Origin of the sequence: Noviherbaspirillum sp. ST9 (assembly GCF_048799745.1) — a bacterium.
Lineage (GTDB): Bacteria > Pseudomonadota > Gammaproteobacteria > Burkholderiales > Burkholderiaceae_D > Noviherbaspirillum.
In genome coordinates this window covers 1-510 of sequence record NZ_JBLWFR010000227.1, presented here as the reverse complement: position 1 = coordinate 510, position 510 = coordinate 1, and the positions used below count along the sequence as shown (strand labels likewise).

The window sequence follows — 510 nt, the reverse complement described above, 5'->3', positions numbered from 1 at the left end:
GTACATTTGTATTGCTAATGCGCGAGTGCGATTAATTTTATTATTTAGTATTATTTTCATTATCAGTTTTTACTTTACTTTTTATCATCATTTACATTTAGTTTAAAATCAATCTTCAAAAACAATAGCATTTACAAGAACATTTACATTATCAGATAGAAAAATTAGCTTATATACTTTACATATACTCAACTTATAGTCAAGGCATAATTTTATAGATATATTTCATTTAAAGACAAGAGAATTATGGCAACTACTTTCAATGATCGCATCGATGTTCGCATTAGCACGGAACAGAAGGAGCTGGTTAAGTACGCGTCGTTGTTGCGCGGGTTTAAAAGCGTGTCTGAATTTGTCGTTTATTGCATCAATAATGAAGCAACTAAAATCATCAATGACAGCAACGTTATGTTTAAATCGGTTGAGGATAAGAAAATATTCATTGACGCGATTTTAAATCCACCGGCACCGAACGAAAACCTTAAGAAGGCTCAATTACGATACAAAAAA

General features: G+C 31.2%; 1 protein-coding gene. It reads left to right on the top strand.

All coding sequences use genetic code 11. The features are described 5' to 3' along the window. Positions 1 to 246 precede the first annotated feature (246 nt). Positions 247 to 510: DUF1778 domain-containing protein (locus tag ACNOHI_RS25660; protein WP_420477545.1), on the top strand; the 264-nt coding region annotated here is incomplete at its 3' end.